25 protein-coding genes are annotated in these 24,587 nt (G+C 32.2%); 2 read left to right on the top strand and 23 right to left on the bottom strand.

What is annotated here, in order from left to right:
* Positions 1-42: 42 nt before the first annotated feature.
* The 3 genes from uvrC to AC1RPH_RS05855 form a co-directional block, all read right to left on the bottom strand.
* Entirely contained in the window at positions 43-1,812 is a 1,770-nt protein-coding gene (gene uvrC / locus AC1RPH_RS05865) for an excinuclease ABC subunit UvrC (protein WP_481761716.1), read from the bottom strand.
* A 109-nt stretch (positions 1,813-1,921) separates the two neighbouring features.
* Positions 1,922-2,656, bottom strand: a complete 735-nt coding sequence (locus AC1RPH_RS05860; RefSeq protein WP_409022419.1) for an amino acid ABC transporter ATP-binding protein — start codon at positions 2,654-2,656, stop codon at positions 1,922-1,924.
* On the bottom strand, positions 2,649-4,109 hold the full coding sequence (locus AC1RPH_RS05855) for an ABC transporter substrate-binding protein/permease (RefSeq protein WP_481761715.1): 1,461 nt from the start codon (positions 4,107-4,109) through the stop codon (positions 2,649-2,651). The genes AC1RPH_RS05860 and AC1RPH_RS05855 overlap by 8 nt, the downstream gene beginning before the upstream one ends.
* A gap of 202 nt (positions 4,110-4,311) precedes the next feature.
* On the opposite strand from AC1RPH_RS05855, the gene AC1RPH_RS05850 reads away from it, so the two are divergent.
* Entirely contained in the window at positions 4,312-4,464 is a 153-nt protein-coding gene (locus AC1RPH_RS05850; RefSeq protein ID WP_409022417.1) for an SPJ_0845 family protein, read from the top strand.
* 37 nt (positions 4,465-4,501) lie between these two features.
* On the opposite strand, the gene AC1RPH_RS05845 is transcribed toward AC1RPH_RS05850, so the two are convergent.
* From AC1RPH_RS05845 to rpsO, 12 genes are all read right to left on the bottom strand, one after another.
* Entirely contained in the window at positions 4,502-4,795 is a 294-nt protein-coding gene (locus AC1RPH_RS05845) for a nucleoside triphosphate pyrophosphohydrolase family protein (protein ID WP_409022416.1), read from the bottom strand.
* Positions 4,785-5,390: a ribosome biogenesis GTP-binding protein YihA/YsxC gene (gene yihA / locus AC1RPH_RS05840; RefSeq protein ID WP_481761714.1), complete on the bottom strand. Its 606-nt coding sequence runs from the start codon at positions 5,388-5,390 to the stop codon at positions 4,785-4,787. The genes AC1RPH_RS05845 and yihA overlap by 11 nt, the downstream gene beginning before the upstream one ends.
* 119 nt (positions 5,391-5,509) lie before the next feature.
* Entirely contained in the window at positions 5,510-5,962 is a 453-nt protein-coding gene (locus AC1RPH_RS05835; RefSeq protein WP_481761713.1) for a hypothetical protein, read from the bottom strand.
* 34 nt (positions 5,963-5,996) lie between these two features.
* A complete protein-coding gene (locus AC1RPH_RS05830) occupies positions 5,997-7,064 on the bottom strand; it encodes a WxLIP family cell surface protein (protein ID WP_409022413.1) in 1,068 nt (355 codons plus the stop codon).
* Positions 7,065-7,202: 138 nt separating this feature from the next.
* Positions 7,203-8,462 (bottom strand): ATP-dependent Clp protease ATP-binding subunit ClpX, encoded by a 1,260-nt coding sequence (clpX, locus tag AC1RPH_RS05825; RefSeq protein WP_409022412.1) that lies wholly within the window; start codon positions 8,460-8,462, stop codon positions 7,203-7,205.
* A gap of 177 nt (positions 8,463-8,639) precedes the next feature.
* Entirely contained in the window at positions 8,640-9,938 is a 1,299-nt protein-coding gene (gene tig / locus AC1RPH_RS05820; RefSeq protein ID WP_409022411.1) for a trigger factor, read from the bottom strand.
* A gap of 149 nt (positions 9,939-10,087) precedes the next feature.
* Complete coding sequence (gene tuf / locus AC1RPH_RS05815) at positions 10,088-11,275, bottom strand: elongation factor Tu (RefSeq protein ID WP_409022410.1); 1,188 nt, start codon at positions 11,273-11,275, stop codon at positions 10,088-10,090.
* Positions 11,276-11,590: 315 nt separating this feature from the next.
* Positions 11,591-12,511 carry a hypothetical protein gene (locus tag AC1RPH_RS05810; RefSeq protein ID WP_481761712.1) on the bottom strand — a complete coding sequence of 307 codons (921 nt, stop codon included), beginning with the start codon at positions 12,509-12,511 and terminating at the stop codon, positions 11,591-11,593.
* Positions 12,512-12,569: 58 nt separating this feature from the next.
* The gene (locus AC1RPH_RS05805; RefSeq protein WP_409022408.1) at positions 12,570-14,297 is read right to left on the bottom strand and encodes a ribonuclease J; all 1,728 of its coding nucleotides are present in this window, start codon (positions 14,295-14,297) and stop codon (positions 12,570-12,572) included.
* 20 nt (positions 14,298-14,317) lie between these two features.
* Positions 14,318-15,187 (bottom strand): 4-hydroxy-tetrahydrodipicolinate synthase, encoded by an 870-nt coding sequence (gene dapA, locus AC1RPH_RS05800; protein WP_481761711.1) that lies wholly within the window; start codon positions 15,185-15,187, stop codon positions 14,318-14,320.
* A 23-nt stretch (positions 15,188-15,210) separates the two neighbouring features.
* Positions 15,211-16,260 (bottom strand): aspartate-semialdehyde dehydrogenase, encoded by a 1,050-nt coding sequence (locus AC1RPH_RS05795; RefSeq protein ID WP_481761710.1) that lies wholly within the window; start codon positions 16,258-16,260, stop codon positions 15,211-15,213.
* A 147-nt stretch (positions 16,261-16,407) separates the two neighbouring features.
* A complete protein-coding gene (gene rpsO / locus AC1RPH_RS05790; RefSeq protein WP_409022405.1) occupies positions 16,408-16,677 on the bottom strand; it encodes a 30S ribosomal protein S15 in 270 nt (89 codons plus the stop codon).
* Between the two features lie 281 nt (positions 16,678-16,958).
* Between rpsO and rpsT the strand changes: the two genes are divergently transcribed.
* Complete coding sequence (rpsT, locus tag AC1RPH_RS05785) at positions 16,959-17,213, top strand: 30S ribosomal protein S20 (protein ID WP_409022404.1); 255 nt, start codon at positions 16,959-16,961, stop codon at positions 17,211-17,213.
* Between the two features lie 51 nt (positions 17,214-17,264).
* Here the strand turns inward: rpsT and holA are convergent, their stop codons facing one another.
* The 8 genes from holA to AC1RPH_RS05745 all read right to left on the bottom strand — a co-directional run bounded on the left by holA (position 17,265) and on the right by AC1RPH_RS05745 (position 24,480).
* Positions 17,265-18,290, bottom strand: a complete 1,026-nt coding sequence (holA, locus tag AC1RPH_RS05780; RefSeq protein ID WP_481761709.1) for a DNA polymerase III subunit delta — start codon at positions 18,288-18,290, stop codon at positions 17,265-17,267.
* A 5-nt stretch (positions 18,291-18,295) separates the two neighbouring features.
* Positions 18,296-20,314 carry a DNA internalization-related competence protein ComEC/Rec2 gene (locus tag AC1RPH_RS05775; RefSeq protein ID WP_481761708.1) on the bottom strand — a complete coding sequence of 673 codons (2,019 nt, stop codon included), beginning with the start codon at positions 20,312-20,314 and terminating at the stop codon, positions 18,296-18,298.
* 251 nt (positions 20,315-20,565) lie between these two features.
* Complete coding sequence (locus tag AC1RPH_RS05770) at positions 20,566-21,045, bottom strand: ComE operon protein 2 (RefSeq protein ID WP_409022402.1); 480 nt, start codon at positions 21,043-21,045, stop codon at positions 20,566-20,568.
* Between the two features lie 59 nt (positions 21,046-21,104).
* Positions 21,105-21,710 (bottom strand): helix-hairpin-helix domain-containing protein, encoded by a 606-nt coding sequence (locus AC1RPH_RS05765; protein WP_481761707.1) that lies wholly within the window; start codon positions 21,708-21,710, stop codon positions 21,105-21,107.
* Positions 21,711-21,900: 190 nt separating this feature from the next.
* Entirely contained in the window at positions 21,901-22,398 is a 498-nt protein-coding gene (gene coaD, locus AC1RPH_RS05760) for a pantetheine-phosphate adenylyltransferase (protein WP_481761706.1), read from the bottom strand.
* 1 nt (position 22,399) lies between these two features.
* The gene (gene rsmD / locus AC1RPH_RS05755) at positions 22,400-22,951 is read right to left on the bottom strand and encodes a 16S rRNA (guanine(966)-N(2))-methyltransferase RsmD (protein WP_481761705.1); all 552 of its coding nucleotides are present in this window, start codon (positions 22,949-22,951) and stop codon (positions 22,400-22,402) included.
* A gap of 5 nt (positions 22,952-22,956) precedes the next feature.
* Positions 22,957-23,283: a YlbG family protein gene (locus AC1RPH_RS05750; RefSeq protein WP_481761704.1), complete on the bottom strand. Its 327-nt coding sequence runs from the start codon at positions 23,281-23,283 to the stop codon at positions 22,957-22,959.
* 18 nt (positions 23,284-23,301) lie between these two features.
* Positions 23,302-24,480 (bottom strand): FtsW/RodA/SpoVE family cell cycle protein, encoded by a 1,179-nt coding sequence (locus AC1RPH_RS05745; RefSeq protein WP_481761703.1) that lies wholly within the window; start codon positions 24,478-24,480, stop codon positions 23,302-23,304.
* Positions 24,481-24,587: the final 107 nt, after the last annotated feature.

Genomic DNA, 24,587 nt, shown 5'->3' with positions numbered 1-24,587 from the left:
TAATGACATAAATCTCTGTCATTAAGGACTCCTTTTGTAAATTTATAATGATAATTTTATTGTTTGTGCGACTGTCTTTGAAATACCTAATCCTTGTAACTCTTCCATTGAAGCGTCTTTAATATGTTTCATCGACCCAAATTCTTTTAACAATTTCGTTTTGGTTTTTGGCCCAACACCCTGGATAGAATCTAAACGAGAACTAAGTGAGTTCTTTGAATGAACTTGACGATGAAAGGTAATGGCAAATCGATGGACTTCATCTTGAATCCTTTGTAAAAGGTAAAACCCTTCACTCTTTGGATCCAATGATAGTCTTTGATCAGCATCACCAAACATTAAATCAGATGTTTTATGCTTGTTATTTTTAACCATCCCCGCTACTGGAATCATTAAATCTAATTCATTACTTAAAACGTCTTTTGCAGCTTCTATTTGTATTTCAGCACCATCCATTAAAATTAAATCTGGCATAGGCTTACCTTCCTTCAAAAGACGTGTATAACGTCGGCGAACAACTTCACGTGTACTTGCTGCTTCATCCGCATGATCAACTGTATTCAACTTATATTTGCGATATTCGCTCTTCTCAGGTTTACCATCAATAAAACTAACCATGGCTGATACCAGATCAGTCCCTTGTATATGTGAGTGATCAAAAGATTCTATTCGATGACCTTCTGGAATCCCCATAGCGTCTGTAATTTCTTTCATGGCACCAGTTGTTTTGCGCCCATCTAATTCTAGTAATCTGAATTTTTCTTCAAGAACTAAGCGAGCATTTTTTTTAGCTAATTTTAAAAGTTCACTTTTTTGCCCACGTTGTGGTGTCCGAATTGGTACTTGTAAGATATCAGATAAGATATCTGTATCAATTCCTGCTGGAACTAATATTTCTTTTGGTAACACATTATTTTTTCGATTATAAAACTGAAGGATAAAAGTTGCCATTTCTTCTTCAGCCGTTGTTACAATTGGAAAAAGTCTTTTTTCTCGCTTCATTAATCGTGCTTGCCTAATAAAGAAAACTTGAATTGACAACCAACCTTTATCCAGATAGAAATTAAACAAATCTCTAGGTGTATTATCATTTGAAATGATTTTTTGTTTTTCAACAGTAACTTCAATAAAATGAATTTGATCACGTAATTCAGCGGCACGTTCAAATAACATTTCATCCGCTGCCTTACTCATTTCTTTTTTTAGTTTTTGTTTTGCTACAATCACATTACCATTTAAAAATGATTTGATTTTTTTTATTTGAGCCTCATATTTTTCATGCGGAACTTCTTTAAAACAAGAGCCTAAACATTGCCCCATATGATAATACAAACATGGTCGCTTCTGAAATCCATTGCATCTTCTTAAAGGATAAACTTTTTGTAAAAACTGCAATGTTTCCTGAGCTGCATAAACATTTGGATAAGGACCAAAATAAAATCCACCGTCCTTATTAACCTGACTAACGATTTGCATCATTGGGTCTTTTTCATTTGTAATTTTAATATATGGATATCCAGTACCTTTCTTTAATTTTATATTATAATACGGCTGATGTTTTTGAATTAAAGTAATTTCCAACAGAAATGCTTCTTTATCAGTGGATGTAATAATTGTTTCAAAATCAACAATTTGAGAAACCAATTTAGCTGTTTTTCCATCATGCGCACTTTTGAAGTAAGAACGCACCCGATTTTTTAAATTTTTTGCTTTCCCAACATAAATAATCTGACTATTTAAATTTTTCATGATATAGCATCCTGGTAATGCTGGTAATAATGCTAATTTATTTTCGATATGCTCTGAAGCCAATCGAGGCACCTTCTTTACGTTAATATATGCTTTAATTATACCCCGAACAAGCGTTTGAATAAAGAAAATAGATTCCAAATAGACGGGAGTCTATCTGAAATCTATTTTTTTACAATATCTTTGATAAAAAATCTTGCGCACGTTCTGACGTCGGATGATCAAAAACATCTTCTGGACGTCCTTTTTCTTGAATATATCCTTGATCCATGAACCAAATTTGATCTGCTACTTCTCTAGCAAAACCCATTTCATGTGTCACAACTACCATCGTCATTCCGTCACTAGCCAACGTTTTCATAACTTTAAGTACTTCTCCGACCATTTCAGGATCTAATGCTGAAGTTGGCTCATCGAATAAGAGTACTTCTGGATCCATGGCTAATGCTCTGGCAATCGCAACTCGTTGCTTTTGACCACCAGATAAACTATCTGGATATTGTAGTGCCTTATCTGCTAATCCAACTTTTTCTAATAAATTGGTAGCTATATCAGCTGACTCTTTATCTGATATATTTTTAACTTTCATGGGAGCCAATTTTATATTCTCAATTACATTCATATTTGGAAACAAATTAAAACCTTGAAAAACCATCCCCATTTTTTCTCTCAATTGATTTAAGTCTTTTTCATTTAAACTTGTTAAATTTTCACCTTCGAATAAAATATCCCCTGATGTAGGAACTTCAAGTAGATTCAGACAACGTAAAAAGGTACTTTTACCAGATCCTGATGGTCCAATCACACAGATAACCTGTCCTTTATCAACTGATTCAGAAATATCTTTTAAAACATCATTTTTTCCAAAGGATTTTCTTAATTTATTAACTTCAATAATTTTAGACATGCTTCATCTTCCCTTCAAAGTAATTTAATAATTTAGATAAGCTAAATGTTAAAACAAAGTAAATTAACATTGCAACAAAGATAGGCGCAATACCTTTATAAGTAGCTGATTGAACCATTTTCATCTGATAAATTAAATCAGTCACACCAATAATAGAAACAATTGAACTTTCTTTTATTAATGTTATAAATTCATTTCCCAGAGCTGGCCAAATATTTTTTAGTGCTTGTGGAATAATAACAGACTGATACGTCTCTTTCTGTGAAAGCCCCAAACTTCTTGCTGCTTCCATTTGTCCATCATCAACAGAAGAGATTCCCGATCGTATTACTTCAGCTATATATGCGCCTGAATTAAGCGATACAGCAATAATACCTGCAATTAGCGCTGGAATATTTACTAACATTCCAATACCGAAGTACACAAACATCACTTGAATCATTAGAGGCGTTCCACGAACAAATTCAATGTAGGATACTGCAATTACTTTAATCACTTTATTTTTGCCCAAACGCATGAGTGCTAGCAACGTTCCTAATATAACACCAACAATAACTGAAACCGCCGTTATTAATAAAGTATAACCAATTCCTTTGGCAAAATATTTCCAATAGTGAATCATTGTGTTATCCGATGTATTTTTTGTTAAATAATTACTAGCCTCAGGTAAATATGTCGTATTTATTAAATTTTTCTTTTTAATTTCTTTAATAGACTTATTTACAGCTGCCACCAAAGTATCGGAATTCTTTGCAAATCCGGCTGCAGCTCCCCTTGCATCAGGCGCTGAGATAAATCCAGGATTAACAACTGCTAATGAACTATCATTTTGTGCGTATGCTTTAGCAGTTGGTTCTTCCATGGCAACACCCGCTACCTTACCACTTTTAAGCGCTAAAATTAAATCGGTTACTTTAGCCAACCCTTTAATATTCACATTTTTTATTTGTTCTTTACTCATTGTATATTGAAGCGATCCAGTTTGAGCCCCAACTGATAGCCCAGAAAAATCATTTAAAGTCTTATATTTATCTTCATCAGTCTTATTAACCAACATCATTTGTTTTCCATTGTAATAAACATCTGAAAAATCAATACTTTTTTTACGATCATCCGACGGATTCATACCTGAAATAACCATATCAATTTTATTAGTTTCTAAGCCAACAAGTAATGAGTCAAAATCCATTTTCTTAATTACTAACTTAACTCCAATGTCTTTAGCAATTTTTTGTGCAATTGAAATATCAAATCCAACGATTTTATCATCGCCATTAACTGTTGTTTGAAATTCATAGGGTGGATAATCTGGACTTGTTCCAAGTACTAACGTTCCCTTATCCTTAACATTCTGTAAAGAGTTACCAGTTGCAGCACTTACTTGATTACTACCAACTAACATCATGAAAAATGCGATTAATATACCTATAAACCATTTTTTATTTATTTGCATCAATTTACTCCTCTTTTTTAATTTCTCTTATTAGTGAATAAATCGATTATATGCTACAAAGATTTTTTATGCAATTAAATACATATAATAAATGACTTTATACATATAAAAGTTATTTAAAGCGCTTTTTATGCATTAATCAGTTGTCTTGTATTCATTTTAATAAACTGTTATTCTATATTTACATAAGGAGGCTACAATTATGAGCTTAAAAATCCAACGCCAAGATAACTTGGAAAGTTTATTTGATAAATTTGCACTTGACCCTAAAGATCCTGCTAAAGTTGAACTTAAGTCTTCAGAAACGGAAGAGAAGCCTAGTTCTGATGTTAAAGAATCGAAACCTAAAAAATAAAAAAATTCAGATAAGTTATAAACTTATCTGAATTTTTTTATTTTTTAAATCCATCTGGGTAACGTTTATTTAATTTTAAAATATTATCTCTTGCAACATCATCAAATTCAATATCGGCCCATTCAGCAATTTGGGATAAATACCAAAGTACATCTCCCATTTCTTTAGTTAATTTCACTTTATCTAATTCTCGACCTTTAAAAGTATAATCTTTAATTAAATCAACTAATTGTCCACCTTCAGCCGCAACACCTAATGCACAATTTGTTAAAACTTGTTCAGTTCCATATAATGTGCGATTTGCTGCTTCTTGATATTCATTAAATTCCATTTTTTTCTCCTAGTTCTGTATGACTTTCAATCCATTGCCAAATCTCTTCTTTTCCAGATTTGTCTTGAGCCGAAAATAAAACAAAATCATCTTCAGGTGTCAAAGACAATGAACGTCTTATGATACTCTCATGTTGATTCCACTTACCACGAGAAATTTTGTCGCTCTTTGTCGCAACAACCAATACAGGAATATCGTAATAGTGAAGAAAATCAACCATTTGAACATCTAATTTTGTTGGCTCATGTCGAGCATCAACTAATGAAATGACCCCTCTTAAAGAAGTACGTTCTGCTAAATAGGTTTCAATCATTTGTCCCCACTTTGCACGTTCTGTTTTTGACACTTTTGCATATCCATATCCTGGAACATCTACGAAAAATAATTTTTGTTCCACGTTATAAAAGTTCAATGTTTGCGTTTTTCCAGGCTGACTAGAAGTTCTCGCATAACTTTTACGATTTATTAACGTATTTATTAATGATGATTTTCCAACATTAGAACGTCCTGACAGTGCAATCTCAGGAATACCATCTGTTGGATACTGTGCTGGTGCAACGGCACTCATAACAAGTTCAACATTATGAACATCCATATTAAACACCTTCCTTTCAATACTCAAACCATTTTACCATATAAAAATGTGTTAATGTAACTTAATCTGAATCAAAAAGCTTTACAACATGAATTAAATAATTCGATGTTGTAAAGCTTTTATTTTGTTGCTGCCGTTTGGATAATCCAAATTATTTGTACTTCCGAATATGTTACCACATGCGTTGTCAAAATCTGAATTAAAGTATTGGGCCAATAAAATAAATATTCCCCACTACTATCTTTAGCATTTGCTGTTATATTAGTTGAATCTCCAGAAATTAGATCACCATAAGTTCTTGGCATATTCTTTAATCCAGACTGTAACTTTGGCCGAAATAAGTCAACATGTACAATATCGTTTGACTTATATTGTAGCCTACCTTTCAATTGCCATGATGGTGTCAATCCATCAGTTGCGATTATTTGCAAATAAGGTGATTCTCTATTATTACTATCAGAATAAATTGCAAATTCTGAATTATTTTTCTTAACATATTTGTTAACCGTATTAGGTAACGTACTGTACCCATACGTTATGTCTGCAGACACACTTTTAAGTGTCACGAGCATACTGAAAAATAAAATAAATAATAATATTAAATACTTACTTATCAGCTTTTTTCTTATCAACATATCTTTTAATAAGGAAAAAGATTAGTATCACTAGGATTGCGAGACCAAGACCTAAAGCAACATACCATAGCGGATTTGTTGCTTTTTGTGGATCTCCAATAGCATCTTTGTTGTACTTACTTGCATCATCATTTGTAATTGTGAAGTTTTTATTGAATTTCCAAGTGTTTTTACCACTTGTTGCTACAGCCTTTAATGTGTAGTCTCCAGCTTCTAATTGACCCTTGTCATAAAGCATTGGGAATTTGAAATTTGAATTAGGAGCCATTGATAGGTTCTTTAATGTTGTATTTTCTAAAACATCTGTTGAACCCTTTTTCATAATTTCAGATTTAATTGTTAATTTAGGAATAATTACGGCTTTATCGTTTTGGAATACAGGGAATACACCTTTACGATAGTTTCTCATACCAGCTTTAACTGATAATAAATTCATATTTGGTTCAACCGTCTTCTTCTCTAAAATTTTAATTCCAATTGCATATGAATATGCATTTGAAATTGAAATCCCTTTTTTATTACTTGTTTCTTTAGTTGAATTATCAACTTTTTCAAAATACCAGCTACCTAACAAAACACCGTTGAAACTATCTTTTGGCATAGTAATTGTAGCCTTAACGATTTTACTTCCTTTAGCAGGAACTGTTACGACACTACCTGAATCTAACTTAGTAAGTGAAGCTAAAGGATATTTCATTGATTTATCAATATTCTTTTTTGCTAATTCTTTTGCATATTCAAGCTGACCATTATCATTTGTAGATGCTGTATAAACAGCATTACGAATTTTTAATGCTTTGTCTGATGAATTAAAGATTTTAACTGAAATCGTTTCTTTTTCCTTAGCATCCAATTTCAAATCAAAGTATGATTGTTTCAAACTAGCTTTAACTTGTTTATCAGATTGAATACTTTGAACACTGTACCCAATATTATTTGCAGGAGCCTTAGCTTCAACAGACTTATTGAATAACCCAAGTCCACCCAACAATACCCCAGAAAATCCGAACAAAATCGCTTTTTTTATTGTTTTATTCATGACGTCCACCCTTTATTATTTATTAAAATTATTAACCTTAAATTCATTATACTACATTTATATTCATTACTATGTCTTTTTTTTAGAGTGTACTCACTATATTTGACAGTCTTTAAATGACTATACTCTAACAAGACTTTAAGATGCTGCTTTCTTGCTCCCTTTAATTATTACAGGACCATCAGTTTGATCAACTGTTGCTTTAGTGATAATTACGCGCTCGATGTCTTCTTGGCTTGGAATATCAAACATAACATCACGCATTGTTTCTTCAATAATAGATCGCAAACCTCGTGCCCCAGTATCTCGCTTAATAGCAAGTTCGGCAACTCGTGACAATGCCTCAGGTTCGAATTCAAGCGTCACACCATCTAATTCAACAAGTTTTGTATATTGTTTAACCAATGCATTTTTAGGTTCCGTTAAAATTCGAACTAAATCTTCTTCTTTTAATTCTTCTAAAGCTGTCATAATTGGTAAACGACCAACAAATTCAGGAATTAATCCAAATTTTAATAAATCTTCTGGAATAATTTGTTGCATAACACTATTTTGTTCATCAATAGTTTCAGAATTGGATTCAGCACCGAAACCAATCGTTTTATCGCCTAATCGATTTTTGACCATTGTTTCAATTCCAGCAAATGCCCCACCAACAATAAATAAAATATTCTTAGTATCTATTTGAATTAATTCTTGTTGTGGGTGTTTACGTCCACCTTGAGGCGGAACACTTGCAATAGTACCTTCAAGAATCTTTAAAAGTGCCTGTTGAACACCCTCACCTGATACATCACGTGTGATTGAAACATTCTCACTCTTCTTAGCAATTTTATCGATTTCATCAATGTAGATAATTCCTTTTTCAGCTTTTGCAACATCATAATCTGCACTTTGCAATAATTTTAAAAGGATATTTTCAACATCTTCACCAACATATCCAGCCTCAGTTAAAGTAGTGGCATCTGCAATAGCAAATGGTACGTTTAAAATTTTAGCTAAACTTTGTGCTAAATATGTCTTACCTGATCCCGTAGGACCAACTAAACAAATATTACTTTTTTGTAATTCTGTTTCGTCATTATCTTCGTCAACTTCAAGCATATGATTAACTCGTTTATAATGATTATAAACCGCAACTGACAACGTTTTTTTAGATTGATCTTGCCCAATTACATAATCATTCAATTTATTCATAATTGCTTGTGGTTTTAATACAAGTAATGGTTCAGAATCCATTTGTTCCCTGAATTCCTCGTCGATAATTTCCTTACATAAATCAACACATTCATTACAAATATAAACACCAGGTCCAGCAACGATTTTCATTACTTGATCTTGTGACTTACCGCAAAAAGAACAATTTACGGGTCCGCCTTCTTCAGTATTTTCGAACATTTTACCACCTCGTATTTTTCTTCTCATCTTTTACTTTATGCATACCTATAGTACCAAATAAAGCAATATTTCGCGAATATTTACGTTCAAATGTATTTAACAAAAAAGATTGAAGCTAATAAACTCGCTTCAATCTCATTCATTCAAAATGATTAATCAAAATATCCGATTAATTATTTATTTTTTCATTTTTGCTTCTTCAACTGCTGAGTCAGCTAACTCGTCAACAACTTTCTTGATAGCAATATCATGTTTTACCATATCGTCTGAAAGAGCAGAACGAACTGCTTCTTCTTCCATACCATATTGTTCTGCTAAGTTTGATATTTCAGATGAAACTTCTTCTTCAGAAGGTTCAATTTTTTCAGCGGCAACGATAGCTTCTAACACAAGATTTGTTTTAACACGACGTTCTGCGCCTTCTTCAAATTGTTTGTGTAAATCGTCTTCACTTGTTCCTGTTAATTGGAAGTACATCTTTGTGTCAATTCCTTGTTGTTGCATATTTGCAAGGTATTGATCCATTTGGCGATGAACATCTTCTTCAATCATTGAATTAGGAATTTCATCAACTTTAGCATTATCAACTGCTAATTCAATTGCTGCATCTTGAATTGCTTCCTTAGCTGCAGCTTCTTTTGTTTCTTTAATTTGATCTTTTGTTTTTGCTTGTAATTCTTCAAGCGTATTAACTTCTTCATCAACATCTTTAGCAAATTCATCATCCATTTCTGGAAGTTCTTTGCCTTTGACTTCATGAACTTTAACAGCAAATACTGCTTCTTTACCACGTAAGTCTTCAGCTTGGTAATCTTCAGGGAATGTAACTTTTACGTCAACATCCTCTCCAGCTTTATGTCCTACCAATTGGTCTTCAAATCCAGGAATAAATGAATTTGAACCTAATTCAAGAGTATAATTTTCTGATTTTCCACCATCAAATGCAACGCCATCAACTTTACCTTCAAAATCAATGATAACAGTGTCGCCAGAAATAGCTGCTTCGTCTTCTTTAAGTACAAGTTCAGCTTGTTGTTGACGTTTTGCTTCTAAACTATCTTCTACGTCTTTTTTAGTTACTCGACGTGATTGTTTAGGAACAGTTAATCCTTTATAGTCACCTAATTCAACTTCTGGTTGAAGTGTAACTTTAGCTTTAAGGACCCATGTAGAATCTTTTTCTAAACTATCAATGTTAATATCAGGTTGATCAACGGGTGATACTTTAACTTCTTCAAGTGCCTTTTCGTATGCTTCTGGCAATAGAATGTTTAAAGCATCTTCGTATAATGATTCTTCACCATACATTCTGTTAAATACTTGACGTGAAACTTTTCCTTTACGGAATCCAGGAACAGTTAAATCTTTCTTAACTTTTAAGAAAGCTTTTTCCAATCCTTCTTTAATTTTATCAGTTTCAATTTCGAATGTTATTTCTCCATTGTTTTTACCTGTTTTTTCAAATTTTGCTGACATTGTTTTCCCTCCGGTAGAACAAAAATTTTATATTCGTACTATTTATATACTTGTCTATTTTACCGTATCATTACTAGATTGTAAATGGTTATAAAAAAAAATTCGAAAAGCAAAAGCTTTCCGAATTTCTTTTTTTAATTAATTAAAAATTAATCATCAATTTCTGAAACGACTCCGGCACCAACAGTACGGCCACCTTCACGAACAGTAAATTTAAGACCTTTTTCAATAGCAACTGGGGCGATTAATGATACTGTAAATGTAACGTTATCACCAGGCATAACCATTTCTACACCTTCTGGTAATTCAATAACACCAGTAACATCAGTTGTATGGAAGAAGAATTGAGGACGGTAGTTTGAGAAGAATGGAGTATGACGTCCACCTTCTTCCTTAGAAAGGATATAAACTTCGCCTTTGAATAATTTGTGAGTTTTGATTGAACCAGGTTGTGCAAGAACTTGTCCACGTTCGATTTGTTCGCGATCAACACCACGGAGTAAAGCACCAACGTTATCGCCGGCTTCACCTTCGTCAAGTGTTTTACGGAACATTTCGATACCTGTAACTGTTGTTTTAAGAACATCTTCATGTAAACCAACAATTTCAATATCGTCTCCGACTTTAACTGTACCACGATCGATACGACCTGAAGCAACAGTTCCACGACCAGTAATTGTAAATACATCTTCAACTGGCATTAAGAATGGTTGGTCTGTAGGACGAACTGGTGTTGGGATGTATGAATCAACAGTATCCATTAATAATTCAACTTGTTTTACAGCTTCTGGATCGCCTTCAAGGGCTTTAAGAGCTGAACCACGGATAACAGGAATATCATCGCCTGGGAAATCATATTCGCTTAATAATTCACGAACTTCCATTTCTACAAGGTCTAATAATTCTTCATCATCAACCAAATCAGTTTTGTTTAAGAACACGATAAGGTAATCAACACCAACTTGGCGAGCAAGTAAGATATGTTCACGTGTTTGAGGCATAGGGCCATCAGTTGCGGCTACAACTAAGATAGCACCATCCATTTGTGCAGCACCAGTGATCATGTTTTTAACGTAATCAGCATGTCCTGGAGCATCGATATGTGCGTAATGACGTGCAGCTGTTTCGTATTCAACATGGGCAGTATTGATAGTAATACCACGTTCACGTTCTTCAGGTGCAGCATCGATTGAAGCGAAATCTGCTGCTTCACCGAAACCGTTGTCTGATAATACTTTACTAATTGCAGCTGTTAAAGTTGTCTTCCCATGATCGACATGTCCAATAGTACCAATATTAACATGGGGTTTTGTTCGTTCGTAATGTTCTTTTGCCATGAATAAGAGCCTCCTAGTGTTTTTGTAAGAATAAAACAGTTTTAGAAAATCTAACCCTGATGATTCTTTGTTTTTATTATACTACTTCTTTATTTAATAACAAAATACATTATCATCAAATAAAGAAGAATCCTTAAAATATTATATAGACTGTTTAGAGTTTTGTAAATACCTATTTAAAGAATACTGAAACTTTTTATCTCGTCTTAAAATAACCTGGTTAAATCTACGCTCATACAACTAAATCTAAGTGAAATTTTGGATTCTTTATTAGAATATCATAGATTACTGTAAACGGCTAGCTTTACCTAATCATTAATTCATAATTTCAGTTAATTCTTTCGAAAGTAATGCATTTAATTCAACCATATACGTTAAATTTTCAGTCCTTTTAAAAGTGGATTCCATACCTAACTCACTTTTTACTAATTCAATCCATTCTTTCTCAATACCCAAAAAATCACTTGCAAAAGGATAAATCATCCCCAATTTTAAATTTAACATATGATTTAAAGAATTATTCATTTGTACATCAATAGTTCCCTCATCATTTTTTGTTAATTGATTAATTGTCAGTAATACAGGTTCATTTTCATTTGCAACTAATTTTTTTACGTCAATTTTTTTCTGAGTTCCATCAACCCATAAATAGTTTATTATTTCAATATTATTAGGTATCTTTTGTACCTCTTGCAATAGACTTGATTTTATAATTGGATGTACGTCTTTATCCATAAATATTTTTTGACAAGCATCTAAGAATTCATTTTTAGGTAGTACCAGTCCACTTTGAACAATTTGTTGCTGTCCAAAAAAGTCCACTGAACCTAAGTGTGCAAATTGACGTTCATTTTGTCTAAGTTGTTTATCGAATTTTTCACGGCATTCATTTTCAGCATCCAAAACTAGTGATGTGGCAAAAGGTTGCTCTTTAACCAATTGCCAAGCTCGAATAAATTTATTGTTTTTTAACAGTATATTTAAATAAACTGCAAATTGATCCCCACGTTTTAAGTAATCGCTATAAAATTCGTCAGCGATAATTAACGCTTCTTGAAATTGAGCATCCAAAACTAGAGAATTAACCAATAATTTATTATTTTTAAAACTACGATGACCATCATAATTTTTTGTGAATAATTGTGATGCTAGTTGATAATTTTTGTCACTTACAGCCTTTTTTGCTAACTGATAATTTTGTTTCTCTTGGTCGGGAAACGGAATAATTTCTGCCATAATATCCTCTATTTATTCTAAAAAAAGGGATAACAACATTTGTGTTATCCCTTTTTGATTATTTTTCGTTATTTTTTGTTTCCGCCGGTTTAACTTCTTTAGACTTTGTTGATTTTCTATGATACTGATTAATTTCCATAATAACAGGTAAAATAACTGGACGTCGTTTTGTTTGTTCATATAGGAAATGACTCATTTTTTCACGAACATCTTGTTTTAAATGTCCCCAATCAAATTCTTTATTGTTCAAATTATCTTGTACTGTTTCTGACACAATTTCAGCACTCTTTTCAATTAAATCAAGGCTCGTTTTTGTATAAACAAATCCTCTTGATGTAATTTTAGGCTTGTTTATGATTTTTTTCTTTTTACGATCAATTGTGACGACTGCAATAAAAATACCATCTTCAGAAAGTATTTTACGATCTCTCAGTACAATATTTCCAATATCACCAACACCAATACCATCAATCATGGTATTTCCTGCTTCAACTTGCGATCCTAAATTCATTTTTCCTTCAGAATAACTTAAAACATCACCCTTACCAGTAATAAAGATATGATCATATGGCATTCCTAATGTATGTGCTAAATCAGCATGTGCCGCAAGTAATCGATATTCACCTTGAATTGGAACCAGGTATTTTGGTTTCATTAAATTGATCATTAGTTGTAAATCATTTTGACCAGCATGACCTGAAGAATTTAATTCATCAGAAATTGCTTTCACATCAGCTCCTGCTCGGTAAATGAGATCTCTTGTCTTTGCCACATTAGTTTCCATAGCTTTTGACGTTGTTGTCGTAATGAAAACAAGATCTCCTTCATGAATATTAACAGTTGAATGTTGATTTAAAGCCATTCGCTGTAATGATTTTAAAGGTTCACCCATTTTACCTGTTTCCAATATAATTAGTTGATCATCGTCATATTTGCTAATATCACTCATTGGAACAATTAAATTTTCATCAGGAAGAACTAATTTCTTCAAATCCATAGCTGTTTTAACGATTTTTTCAACATCGTGTCCTGTTAATATAACCTTTCGATGACTTTCCTTTGCAGCATTTAGTATCTGTTGTACTCGTAATATATTTGATGCCACACAGGCAACAATAATACGACCTTTTTGATATTCAAATGTTTCATTAATGTATTCGTCAATTGCACTTTCATTGACTGTTGGGAATGGGTTCTCAGCATTAGCTGAATCACTTAATAACGCTAAAACACCATTCTTACCAATCTCAGCTAAACGTCCAAAATCTGTTTGGTAAACTGGTGCCGCAGCTTGATCGAACTTAAAATCACCTGTATAAACAATCTGCCCTTCATCAGTACCTAAAACGATTCCTAATGATTCAGGAATTGAATGGGTCGTTTTAAAGAATGAAATTGTCGTTTTACCAAAATCAATCTCAGTCTGATCATTAACAACGTGAAAATCAGAAAATTTACTTGCCTTAGGATCATTTTCAATATTAATTTTTGCTAATGCAATTGTTAATTCTGATCCAAAAACAGGCACATCAAATTCACTCACAAAGTATGGTAATGCACCAATTGCATCTGCATGCCCATGTGTTAAGAAAACACCTACAATTCGTTCTTTATTTTCTCTCAAATAACTAAAATCAGGAATTACAATATCAATCCCTAATAAGCCATTTTCTGGATACATTAATCCAGAATCAAAAATAAATAGATCATCATCCACTTCAACGACATACATATTTTTACCATTTTCTCGAACGCCACCAAGTGGAATTATTTTAACTTTACTCATTACTTCACCTCTTACATATTTTATATTTTTAGTATTTTCACTAGTTGATTTATTTCATTGTCAGTTAATGCCTCTATTGGTAAACGACACCCACCTACTAAGATACCCTTGTAATTTAAAGCTGCTTTAGCTGGTCCAGGAGATGGAAGAGAAAAAAGTGCAGCCATTTTTGGCGTCAACTCTCTTTGAATATCTCCTGCAAGCTTAATATTTCCATCTTGTACAGCTTGATACATTTTAGTCATTTCAATACCAAATATATGGCTTGCAACAGAAATAACACCACTTGCTCCTAAGATTTTTGCAGTCAAACTATCCGTATCTTCACCAGTATACACCAAGAAATCATCTGGCGTTTGTTCAACAATACGACTTAAATTTTCACTACCTGTACAATCTTTAATACCAATAATATGATTATTATTAGATAACTTAACAATTGTTTCAACAGTCATAGTTACGCCTGTACGACCCGGAATATTATAAATGAAAATAGGCAATTTCGAAGCATTTGCAACTGCTTCAAAATGAGCAATCATACCTTTTTGATTAGGCTTATTATAGTATGGCACAACAACTAAAGCTGCGTCCACACCAGTAATAGCGGCTACCTCATTGGTAAAATCAATTGTCTCCATAGTATTATTTGATCCTGTACCAGCCATAATTGGAACTCTACCATTAACTATTGCCACTGTTTTTTTAATCAAATTTAATTTTTCAGAATGATTCAACGTAGGCGATTCGCCCGTAGTACCATTAACCAGGATACCTTTTGAACCTGTTAAAATTAAATGTTCAATTAATTTAATTAAGCGATCTTCATCCACTTGATTCTGATCATTAAATGGTGTGACCATAGCTGTCATTATATCTACATTTTCAAACATTCGCTTAATTCACTCCTTTCTTTTTACTTTGGAACTCTTAATAAATCTAATTCATGCAATTTTTCAGCAATTTGAACTGAATTCCATGCAGCACCTTTTAACAAATTATCCGAAACGACCCATAATTGGAAGGCATTATCCTGTTCTAAATCAGCTCTAACACGACCAACAAATGTATCTTTCTTACCAGTGGCATTAATTGCTTGTGGATATATCTGTTGTTCCGGATTATCTTGTAAAACCACACCGGGTGCATCTGCAAGAATATTTTGAATTTGTTTAACAGAAGCATCATGACTTTCAACTTCAAACCAAACAGATTCCGAATGGCTAACAACAACTGGTACACGTACACATGTTGCAGTAACTTGAATATCTTGATTAGACATTATTTTCTTCGTTTCATGAATCATTTTCCATTCTTCATGTGTATAACCTGTGTCTTCAAAAACATCAATTTGTGGTAGTGGATTAAATGCAATTGGATAATGCTTTTTATCACCAGAAGCTGGTAAAATCTTTGCTTCCATCTCTTCGCCATCAAGATAAGCTTGTGTTTCATCTTTTAATTCTTGAATAGCTAAGTTTCCAGCACCACTAACAGCTTGCATTGTTGTAACAACAACCTTCTTTAAACCGTAATTTTTACGAATTGGTTCTAGTGCAACTACCATTTGGATAGTTGAACAATTTGGGTTAGCAATTAGTCCTTTGTGTTCATAAAGTGCCTGTTCATTAACTTCAGGAACTACTAGTGGGACATCAGGATCCATTCTAAACGCACTAGTGTTGTCTACAACAACTGCACCACGTTTAATTGCTTCAGGTGCAAACTTTTTAGATACACTACCGCCAGCAGAAAATAGAGCCAAATCAACATTCTCAAAAGAATCAGATGTTGTTTCTTCTACGATAACATCCTGACCTTTAAATTTTAATACTTGTCCTGCAGAACGTTTAGATGCCAAATATTTAATACTATTGATGGGTAAACTTGTTTCTTCTAGCATTTGAATCATTCGTGTTCCAACAGCGCCTGTAGCACCGACAACCGCAACTCTATATCCGTCCATTGAAAAAAACCTTCTTTTTCTTTATTTGAATCTCAATTATACCATAAAATTTATGAACGTTTTACATTTAACTCACTTATAGTAGACATATCTTAAATTTTAAAAATAAAAAAAGCAAAACTCTTATTAAGAGTTTTGCTTTTAGTTTTAACGACGAAGACCTAAGCGTTGGATCAATTCACGGTAACGTTGAATATCTTTGTTACGTAAATATGCTAAAAGGTTACGACGATGTCCGATTTTCTTCATCAAACCACGTTGTGAAGCGAAATCTTTTTTATGAACGCCGATATGTGCATTCAATTCAACGATATCTGCAGTAAGTACAGCGATTTGTACTTCAGCAGAACCTGTATCGCCTTCTTGACGAGCATATTCGTTCATAATTTCTGTTTTCTTTTCATTTGTAATTGCCATTAGTGTTTCCCACCTTTCTGAATCTAAATGCCTAAAACCGAGTAAGTCGTCGGTGAGACGTCAACAAACTAAGTTAAAGGTTACTTGGAACAAATCTAACCTTACTAAAATTTAGAGTATATTGCAAGTTTTTTATAACTTCTCTTATCTAATTATTACTATCAAGTAAAAATCCTTTACAAGTTTTCATTGCATTAACTAATTTGGTTAGGTATAATAATGGTTGTTGAAATATTTGTTGAGAACCAATAAGGTGATCATGATAAGTGGAGGTGACTTAAATGCCAATTATTCAATCTGCAATTAAACGTGTAAAAACGAATGAAAAAGCAAACGTTAAAAATGCTGCTCAATTAAGCACAATGCGTACTGCTGTAAAGAAGTTTGAACAAGCTAAGACTGCTGGTGCCGATAATGTAGATGCTTTATACAAAGCTGCTATTACTGCAATCGACAAAGCACATTCTAAAGGTTTGATCAAAGAAAACAAAGCTGCTCGTGATAAGTCTCGTATGGCTGCTCGTTACGCTAAATAAGTTTTCAGAAAAATACCCAGTAGATTAATAATCTACTGGGTATTTTTTATTTTATACATCTATACGATTAATTTGAAGCATAAATAATGAGAATAATCCTTCTTGATCTTGTTGTGTCGTCTTCATTGCTTTTTCTAAATCAATTAACGCTAAATAAATTTTCCTCAAATCACTTCTATTAAATTTCTTTATCTTTTGAAGTGCCAACTTAATTCGATAAGGATGCACTTTTAAAACACTAGCTAAATCTCCTTGTGAGTAACCTTTATCTTGCAAAATTTTCACTTGTAATAATAATCTAAATTGTCCCAATAATATTGCATTTATCTTAATTGGCTCTTCATTTTGTAAAATTAAATCATGATACAACGTTACTGATTTTTCAATATTATTTGAAATAACAACATCTACTAAATCAAATATATTTTGTTCTAAAGTTTTAGAAACTAAATTTTCAACAGATGATAATGTAATTCGGTGGGTTTCAAAATTATACAAAAATAACTTTGGCAATTCATTCATGATTGTTGATAATTCTGTATTGGTTCTTTCTAGAAATAATTCCAAAGCGTTTTCATCTATTTCAAATGATTTGTTAGCCATCTCTTGGGCTATAAACTGTCGCGTTGCACGCTCATTTAACGGTTGATTATCAATAACTAGACTAAATTTTTTAAGCATCTTACTAATCTTTTTACGACCATCTAATTCTTTATAAGGCGCAAATATAACTACAATACTTGTTGGTTCCGGATGAGCTAAATAAGATAAAAGACCATCAATATCGTGTTCAATTTTTCTTTTTTTAGTGTCTGACGTTAGAAAAAAAGGATTTTGAATAAAAATTAAGCGCTTATCACCAAAAAAAGGAACAGACATCGCATCATCTAATGCTTTAGCCAACGGAACCTCCTCCATATCATATTTACCTAAATTCATCGTTCTCTCTTCTTCAGGTATCAACTCAGTAAATGCTTTTTTTACATCTTCCATTAAATAAGTCTCATTACCTAAGACAAGATTTACTGGCTTCACATTTTCAAGAGATAACGTTGAAATTATTGCCTGTGAATTCATATTTATCAGCTCTTTTCATTGTTAAAAACTTCTAATTTTTCTTTATAATTTTGAAACTTGCTGATTCTTATCATACCATGCTCTGCTGTACTAACAAACGGTATTCGATATTTTTTCAAAGTATCTAATGTTTCTTGATGTGGGTGGCCATATCTATTATTCTTACCAGCAGAAATCACCGCTAACTTCGGTTTTATTTGATCAATAAATATTGGATCAGTCGCAGTTTTACTGCCATGATGACCTGTTTTAAGAATTGATATTTGTAAATTGGGATATTTTTGAATAACCTTTTTTTCACCAGCTCGGTCCAAATCGCCAGTAATAAGATAGCTATATTTCCCGATTGTTCCAAATAAAACAAGAGAATCTTCGTTTTTTCCTATACCTTGATTAAAAGGATGTAGAATCATCAATTCAGCATCCTGTTTTTTACTATTATCTGTCATAGGTATCACCATTTTAGGCGGTCGAGTAGATTCTATTTTTTTAATGAATTGTGGCAGTTGTTCCATTCCAGATGGAACAATCATTCTATCGACGTCTATTTTGGTTAATATAGACGGAAAATTACCTATATGATCTGCATCTTGATGCGTCAAATATAAATAGTCTATATGACTGATTCCTTTGCTTAATAAATAATTAGTAATAATTTTTTCACCAGAAGTTTGATACTCCTTTCTAGTTCGCCAGCTATCCATCTTAAAATGAACTTTACCGCCTGTATCTACTAATGTAATTTGCCTATTAAACGGCTTTCTTATCAATGTTGAATCCCCTTGACCAATGTCAAAAAAAACGACTTCTTGCCGAATTGGAAAATGGATCCATAGAAATACCATAACATAGAAACTAACTAATATTGCCCATCTTTTAATACACGAAGGATGTAAAAAACATGTTAAGGTGCACATGAAAAATAGCATGCACATATTTAAACTGGGTTTACCAAACGTTATCGTTAATGGTAAACGTGCTAGTTCATCAAAAAAATAAATAAACGTTTTTAATACAGTATTTATCCCATCCATAACAACCTTAAAATGAATCCCAACCATTCCTCCAAAAATTACAATTGGTAGGATTAAGAATTCAAAAATAGGAATAATAAAAATACTAAGTACAATTGATAGAACATTCCACTGATAAACGTTGAAAAAAATAAATGGCAAACTAAATAAGTTTAGCCAAATACCTGATTCAAAAGTACCTTTATTCTCCATAAAGATTAGTAGTAATGACATTAGATAGCTCAACTGACCGCCAAATGTGAACAGTACTTGTGGTTCAATCACCAATCCTATTAACAAAGCGAAACACCAAACCGTAATCCCTTGGACAGGTTTATCAATTAGTTCACAAATAAGTTGAACCATACACATAAAAATTGCACGTCGTAAACTACTAGATTCCCCTGCAATAACTAAATAGCATGGAAGTAAAAAAAGTAATCCTTTGGCTACTGTCTCACGTGGGATTAATAGTCTATTTCCTAACGTTCTTATTAACATCACAAAATAATATACATGTAAACCCGATAAACAGAATAAATGAATTAATCCTAATTGTCTTATAGAGGCTAAATCCTGATTGAATTCCTGAGTCTTATCACCAATTACCAAAGCATTCAAAAATTTATCTAACGGATTGGATAAAGAATTAAAATAACTTTTTAATTCTGCTCGTAATTCATGTAACTTACTTATCACGGATTCAAGCGATAAATTCATGACATTTTTTTCACTATTATTAACTTTTATAATAGTCATACTATTGTAAATTGATTTAGTTCGCATAAAACTTTGATAATCAAACTCGTTTTCATTTGTCGCTGATTTAATTTTTTGTAGCTTAGCATCAACGTTTATAATTTTAGTGTGTTTATTATGTTTAATCTTATTGAGTTCATTTTGTGACTTACAGTTATAAAATCCTCGAATTTTTTGTGAATTAGAAATTATTTGTCCATCAAAACTAACCAAATCACCATTGATTGAATAATCATCAGGGTAAATTTTCACATTAACATTTTGTACCTCTTTTTCAACTACAACTTGCTTCTGGCTTTCCTTCGCATTACTGTAAAAATAAATACCAAAAATTAAAATACAGACACAACAAATATAAAAAGTTATCGAACGTTTTAACGTAATAATTCGTATAAAAATAACGATAGCGAAAATAATCCAAATAGGATTGTAATTTACAACATATAAACTTGTTATTCCAATAACTAACGTCGCAAAAAATAGATCAACTGCTTCAACTGATTTTATTCTGAAAATATTTTATTCAGAACAATTTCTTCAATATAATTTTTATCAACTTTTACTTGCTCAAAAATAACATTATTTCTTTCTAATAGTGATATGGCATAATCATCATTATGATAATTACGTAAATAATATATTTTTTTCACGCCGGATTGAAGTAGCATTTTTGTACACTGTAAACAAGGAAAATCTGTCACATAAATTTCTGAATTATCTGTCGCTGAGCCAAACTTTGCACACTGTAAAACTGCATTCATTTCTGCATGAATCGTTCGTACACAATGTCCGTCTACAAGGTAGCAACCTTCATCTATACAATGTACATCCCCTGAAACAGCGCCGTTATATCCGCCTGCAATAATCCGTTTATCTCTAACAAGTATCGCACCAACAGATAATCTTTCACATGTACTTCTTAATGATAGTAATGCAGCTTGCGTCATAAAATATTGATCCCAAGGAATTCTATTATCAGGCATTTAGGTATTTCCTTCTTTCATTTTTTTATAGTATATCAAAAATAAATCTTTAAAAAAAGTTAGACCGCTAATGAGTCCTTTAGACTTTCATATGTTTTATCACCGATGCCGCCAACTTCTTTTAATTCATCCGTAGTTTTAAACGATTGATGTTCTTCTCTATATTGTAAAATTTGTTCTGCTTTTTTTGGTCCAATTCCAGTCAACCCTTGCAGTTGTTCTTTCGTTGCGGTGTTTAAATTAACCGTTGATTCATCATTCGATTTATCCTGAGTTCCTGTAGTAGACCCTGCATCCATAACAGAAGATCCTTGGGCAGTAGTAGCTGCTACTTTATTTTCTTTTACTTCCCCTTTTGCCGGAACATATATAACCATCTCATCTGTTACTTTTTGAGCTAAATTAATCTGTTTCTGATCAGCGTTAGATAAAAATCCCTCAGCTAAATCGATTACCTGACTAATTCTCATTCCTGTTTTCATTGTGTATATACCTGGTTTTTTTATATTTCCTTTGATATCCACAACGATTTTCCCACCATTTGAGGTTTCTAAATGGCTTGATATATTTTTTTCCGAGCTAGACGACGTACTAGTAATACTATTAACTAACATATCATCTGTTTTGCTACTTTTATGTTGTGTAACTATTGAAAAAATGGTCAATGCTATTACAGATACCACACAAATAATGATAATTTTTCGATATTCAATTCAAATTTTTTTTATTTGATCCATCTTATCCACCTCCCTCTTATATTTAAATACGCAAAAAAACGAATTTCATTTAAAATGAAATTCGTTTTTTTCCTTAAATCATTATCACGTATTTTAATGATGATTCATTTTATTTAAGTTAATCTTCCTTACTAATTACTTCATGACATTTTTTAATCATAGCTACTTTTATATGATTAGGTACCATATTTGAAATATCTCCATCAAATTTAAATATTTCTTTCATTAAACTTGAGGAAATATGTGCGTATTTAGGATTAGCAAGCATCAATACAGTTTCCACTGTTTCATCTAACTCTTTGTTCATCAATGCAATATCTTTTTCATATTCAAAATCCCTATTATTTCTAACACTACGAATAATTATTTTAGCATCTAATTGGTGCATTAAGTTAATCGTTAAATCTGATTCAACACTAACTACTTCTACATTTGCTAATGAAAAGGTAGCTTCACTAATCAAATCTACCTTTTCATCAGCTGTAAACAATGACTTCTTTTTAGTATTAGTCATAACTGCGACAATAACTTTATCAAAAATTTGGCTTGATCGAACAATAATATCTAAGTGTCCATTAGTTAATGGATCGAAACTTCCCGGAAAAACTGCATTCATTTTAGTTCTCCTTTTGATAAATCGTTACCTGTGTAATTCCATAATTTTGTCTCCTAAATAGCCTGAATCCAGAAATATCATCAGGTAAGTTAGCATATTGATCTGTTTCACAAATAATTAAAGCTTGATTATTTAACAACTCGCTGCTATCTATTTTTTTTATCGTATCAATTATTTCTTGGGTCTTATAAGGTGGGTCTAAAAAAACAAGATCAAATGTTTCTTTACCTTTTAATAGTCCAATTGCTTTATCGGCATCTTGCTTATAGACCGTAAACTTATCTTCTTCCTTTGTGATAGCAATATTATCATTAATTGTTTTAATTGCTTGATACTGTCTATCAATTAGAAAAGCATGCGAGATTCCTCTAGAAACAGCTTCGATACTTAACCCTCCGCTACCTGCAAATAAATCTAACGATTTACCGCCATCAAAATAAGGACCAATAATATTAAACACTGATTCCTTAACTTTATCCGTTGTAGGTCTTGTTGCCATACCCGGAACTGCTTTTAATTTTCTTCCGCCATATTCACCTGAAATTATTCTCATATACTTTACTCACTTTTATTTTTAAATTTTTCTTGATCTTCATCTGTTAATTTAAATGCTTTTTCACCCATTCGAGACCCAAAGTCCATATCAATATCAGGGCGATGCGATACTTCTGTCTTTTTAACAAATTTTAAATTTTGAATTTTCTTAATCGTCTCGGGTAGGTCTTCTTGATTCATATAAATGACAACATATTTCATTTTTTTTGAAATATATTGAATAATACCGAATCGTTTCAACTGCTTAATTTGCTTCATATGGTATAAAAACACAATGACACCTTGTCTTTTTTGTATAACTAACTTAGTCCCATTTTCTTCGTCAAGCATTTGATTATGACCCCCTTTTTATTTATTATTTAGTAATTCCTTTTTTCTTAAAGCTGATATATTTAAAACTAAGCCTACACAGAAACTCAAGATAAGCATACTTGATCCGCCATAACTAAGAAATGGAAATGTTACACCTGTTATTGGTAAAACACCTGATATACCACCAACATTAAATACAGTCTGCACTGTCATAAACGTCGCAATTCCATAACAACAAAGTGAATGGAAAGTTTCTTTACTTTTAGAACCAATAAAGATAATTCGTCCAATCATACTGAAAAGTAATATTAAAATAAAAAATACCATCAATAATCCAAGTTCTTCACCTGTAATTGCTAATATAAAATCAGTATACGGTTCTGGTAGATAGCCTCGTTTTTGGATGCTATTTCCTAGTCCTGCACCAAAAATACCACCATTACTTAATGCATAATATGAATTTACCAGCTGTTGTCCAGTTGATTGCTGATATTTAAACGGATCATTGAATCCACTAAATCTTTTAGCCATATATGCTAATGGACCACCAGAATCTGGAGAAACAGATTTTAATTTTGATAATAATATCATTAAAGTACCCATGCCACCAACAGAAATTAAAGAAGTTATTCCAATTGAATACCCACTAGCCAAAATAATGATTAATACTGCACTAAAATTAATAATAAACCCACCCACATCTGGTTCAACCAAAATTAAAATGAGTGGTAAGGCTACTGCAATCGCATAGATAAAACGACGTTTATTTCTACCCTCATAACTTAATTCTTTATTTTCACGGAATGCAACTTGTTGCGCCATAAACAAGACTAAAAAAATCTTGCTGATTTCTGCGGGCTGAATGTTAAAAGAGCCAAAGTTAATCCATCCTGCTGCACCATTAACTGTTTTACCGCTAAGTACTACGTATAAAAGTAGCAGAATGGACACTGCACCAAATAATATTATAAATCCAGAACTTTTAAAAAAATTAACCTTCATTGAATATATAAGGAAAGCAACTAGCAATCCTAAAATGGCAAAAAGCAATTGTTTTTTTAAATATGTCGTTGGATCGCCACCCGCCATTTGAACCTTATATGAACTAGCAGAATAAACCATGACCACACCAATTCCGGATAATATGATATACGGTATAAAAATAAAATAATCAAGATATTGTAATTTTTGTGTTATTCTTTTTAAAATTTGCATTTTTAATCCAACTTATTTCTTCATTTTTTCAAATTTAGTACTAAAGTGTCTATTCGAAGTTACTTCAAGATTCTTTATCTGCTTCTTTTCAGTTTTTTCTTCAAACA

It is taken from the genome of Dellaglioa sp. CoH-57-MRSF-16, assembly GCF_056782055.1.
The sequence above is the reverse complement of the archived record's forward strand: the minus strand, read 5'-3'. Positions and strand labels throughout refer to the sequence as shown.